The following is a 2557-nucleotide window of genomic DNA, read 5'->3' on the forward strand; positions in this document are numbered from 1 at the left end:
ACACAGCCGTTGGCAGGATCAGCCTCGGACGGCAGCTGGGCCAGAACTTTTTGCGTGAGGCCATCTGCACCTGCGACAGTCTCATAAACATAGATCGGCTGAACGATGTTGTTGGTCGCAGGATCAATCGACAATGTGCCGCGTGGTCCATCGAACGTGACCTGACGCAGGGCATTGGCGAGCGATGCGCGGTCTGTCGCACCCGCTTTTGTCGCCTCGACCAGCGCGCGTGCAGCGTCATAGCCCTGAACCGCAAACTCGGACGGAGCGCGGCCGATTTTGGCCGTAAAGCCGTCTACGAAGACCGCATTCGCATCGTTTTCGATTGTCGGGACGTAATGGGACGCCGCGATCACACCCTCAGCCGCAGGACCTTGTGCGTTCACATAAAGTGACGACGTCAGGAACCCCGAACCATAAAGCGGCAGTTCGGCCTTCAGACCAAAGCTGTCGTATTGTTTGACGAAGGAGATCGCCTCACCGCCTGCATAGAACACATAGACCGCATCGGCACCGCTGGATTTGGCTTGGGTCAGGTAGGGACCAAAATCCTGTGTTTTCTGGAAGGGCGTGAAGTCTTGCCCGACAATCTCGCCACCTGCGGCAGTGAATGTGGCCTCGAATGCTTCGATCATCTGACGACCGGCCGCATAATCAGGGGCAAGGGTGTACACCTTGCGAATACCCTGATCGTACATCCAGGTCCCCATCGGGCGGTTCACCTGACCGTTGGAAAACGACATACGTGTGATGAATGGGGAGCAATCCGCGCCCGTCGCCTCATCATTGCCCGCGTTCGCGACAATCAGCGGCACGCCTGCACCGTGGACCATATCGCGCACAGCACCCAGAACGCCGGAGCTTACGATGCCCGCGATCACATCCACATCGTCTTGCAGGATCAGCTTCTTGGCTTTGCCAAGGGCAACCGGTGGTTTCACTTCCGTGTCTTCGCGGATGATCTCGAAGGTGGCATCTGTCTCGCCACCGAATTGCTCAAGCCCCAGCGCAAAGCCTGCGTCAATCTCGTTGCCAAGGGCCGCATAAACGCCGGAATAGGGCAGCAGCAGGCCGATCTTCATGTCCTCGGCGGTTGCTGTGGTCGCGATTGTGGTGGCAAGGCCAAGGGCCGCCAGTGTTGTCGTTTTCATGTTGTTTCCTTCAGTTGATTTTCAGACCGTTCTTATGACGGCCTATCCAAGGTCGCCGCCGCCCACGGGCACAGTGAGGCCAGTGATGTAGGAGGCATCATCCGACGCCAGAAACAGGATTGGCCCTGCCTGTTCGTCGAGTGTTCCGTATCGTTTCATGGGCGAGGACTGGATCGTCTGGTCGACGATGGTCTGGTACCAGTCCGCGCGTTGTTCCTGCTCTGCGTTCGGGTTGCGCGGGGTCACACGTTCGGGAGCTTCGGTGCCGCCCGGTGCCGTGGCTACAACGCGAATACCGCGCTCGGCCATTTCCCATGCGAGGCTGGCGGTGATGGCATTCACGCCGCCCTTCGCCGCTGCGTAAGGCACACGGTTCAACCCGCGCGTGGCGATGGAGCTGACGTTGACGATCACGCCTGACCCTTGCGGCAGCATCCGCTCGATCGCGGCGCGGCAACAATAGAGCGTCGGAAACAGCGAGCGGCGCACTTCGGCGTCGATCTGTTCGGGCTCGTAGTGCTCATAAGGTTTGGCCCAGATGGTCCCGCCCACGTTGTTGACCAGAACATCAATGCGGCCCCAAAGGCTCTGGGCCTTTGCCATGGCTTCTTCACAGCCGGCCCAAGTCTCAAGATCGACATTGATCGCCTCTGCCGTGCCACCGCTGGCGTGGATCGCTGCCACCACTTCATCCCGCGCGGGCGAGCGGTCGACGATCAGCACCTTTGCGCCCTCACTTGCCGCACGTTCCGCCACGCAGCGGCCGATGCCTTGGGCGGCGCCGGTCACGACCATCACCTTGTCTTCAAAGCGGCGGCTCATGCGGCATCCGCCTCTGTTTCAGTCGGGTTGAACTTTTCGAAATAGAAATTGGCAGGCTCCACACCCAGCGTGCCGAAGTGTCCCCGAACGGCATCCACCATAGGCGGCGGGCCACACAGATAGACATCGACATCACCGCCATTCAGATCCTCCGCCGAGACGTGATCGGTGACGAAGCCCTTGCGCTCGTGCGCGTCCTCTGCGGCGGCCAGAACCGTGATCACGGTGACATTGCCGATCTGCTTGGCCAGCGCTTGCACGCGGTCCAACTCCACCAGATCCGCAGCATGGGTGACTGCATAATAGAGCGTGATCGGCTGATCGTTGCCCTGCTCTGCAAGATGCTCGAGCATGGACAGGAAGGGGGCGAGCCCGGTACCACCGGCCAGCCACAGTTGTGGGCGCTCCATCGGCCGCAGGTAGAACGTGCCCATCGGGCCGGTCAGCGTGATTGCATCGCCACCCTTCGCACGCTCGCCCAGATAGCTGCTCATCACGCCGCCGGGGATGTTGCGGATCAGGAACTGGCCTTCATCCGCGCCCGGCTTGGACGAGAACGAATAGGAGCGGTGCTTGTCCGTGCC

At 60.7% G+C, this 2557-nt stretch carries 3 protein-coding genes; all 3 read right to left on the reverse strand.

Going from position 1 to position 2557, the window contains the following annotated elements; genetic code table 11:
* Window positions 1-1151: ABC transporter substrate-binding protein (locus tag WBB85_RS10905; RefSeq protein ID WP_432638643.1), on the reverse strand; the 1151-nt coding region annotated here is incomplete at its 3' end.
* A 42-nt stretch (window positions 1152-1193) separates the two neighbouring features.
* Entirely contained in the window at window positions 1194-1973 is a 780-nt protein-coding gene (gene benD, locus WBB85_RS10910; protein ID WP_432638644.1) for a benzoate diol dehydrogenase BenD, read from the reverse strand.
* Window positions 1970-2557: FAD-binding oxidoreductase (locus tag WBB85_RS10915; RefSeq protein WP_432638645.1), on the reverse strand; the 588-nt coding region annotated here is incomplete at its 5' end. The genes WBB85_RS10915 and benD, both read right to left, overlap by 4 nt.

Source organism: Albidovulum sp. (genome assembly GCF_049646345.1).
GTDB lineage: Bacteria > Pseudomonadota > Alphaproteobacteria > Rhodobacterales > Rhodobacteraceae > Albidovulum.